The organism is Ruegeria sp. BG3, assembly GCF_056538485.1.
On the sequence record NZ_JBQFTE010000026.1, the window covers coordinates 1 to 1,229 of the forward strand.

Annotated in this window: 1 protein-coding gene; it reads left to right on the forward strand. The window is 58.7% G+C overall.

What is annotated here, in order from left to right; genetic code table 11:
- The coding region (gene tuf / locus ACR0AI_RS21905; protein ID WP_170381019.1) for an elongation factor Tu at window positions 1–1,176 on the forward strand (1,176 nt) is incomplete at its 5' end.
- Window positions 1,177–1,229: the final 53 nt, after the last annotated feature.

Sequence of the window (1,229 nt, forward strand, 5' to 3'; positions counted from 1 at the left end):
ATGGCAAAGGAAAAGTTTGAGCGTACAAAACCGCACGTCAACATCGGCACGATTGGGCACGTTGACCATGGTAAGACGACGCTGACCGCAGCGATCACCAAGTATTTTGGTGACTTCAAAGCGTATGACCAGATTGACGGTGCGCCGGAAGAGAAAGCGCGCGGCATCACCATCTCGACCGCCCACGTGGAATACGAGACCGAGAACCGCCACTACGCGCACGTTGACTGCCCCGGCCACGCCGACTACGTCAAGAACATGATCACTGGTGCTGCTCAGATGGACGGCGCGATCCTGGTTGTGAACGCCGCTGACGGCCCGATGCCGCAGACCCGCGAGCACATCCTGCTGGGCCGCCAGGTTGGCATCCCGAAGATGGTCGTGTTCCTGAACAAAGTTGACCAGGTTGACGACGAAGAGCTGCTGGAACTGGTTGAGATGGAAGTTCGCGAACTGCTGTCCAGCTACGAATACCCCGGCGACGATATTCCGATCATCGCAGGTTCGGCTCTGGCCGCGATGGAAGGCAACAAGCCTGAGATTGGTGAAGAGAAGATCAAGGAACTGATGGCGGCTGTTGATGAGTACATCGACACCCCTGAGCGTGCTGTTGACCAGCCGTTCCTGATGCCGATCGAAGACGTGTTCTCGATCTCGGGTCGTGGTACCGTTGTGACCGGCCGTGTTGAGCGTGGCGTGATCAACGTTGGTGACGAGATTGAAATCGTCGGCATCCGCGACACTTCGAAAACCACCTGCACCGGCGTTGAAATGTTCCGCAAGCTGCTGGACCGCGGTGAAGCGGGCGACAACATCGGCGCGCTGCTGCGTGGTGTTGACCGTGACGGCGTTGAGCGTGGCCAGGTTCTGTGTAAGCCGGGTTCGGTTACACCGCACACCAAGTTCGAAGCTGAAGCCTACATCCTGACCAAGGAAGAAGGCGGTCGTCACACACCGTTCTTCGCGAACTACCGTCCTCAGTTCTACTTCCGTACAACTGACGTGACCGGCACCGTGACCCTGGCGGAAGGCACCGAGATGGTCATGCCTGGCGACAACGTGTCGTTTGGCGTTGAGCTGATCGCACCGATCGCGATGGAGCAGGGCCTGCGCTTCGCGATCCGCGAAGGCGGCCGCACCGTCGGCGCCGGCGTTGTGTCAAAAATCACTGAATAAGTCGCGCAAGCGAATGATCAGACGGAAAGGGCGTCCCTCGGGACGCCCTTTTT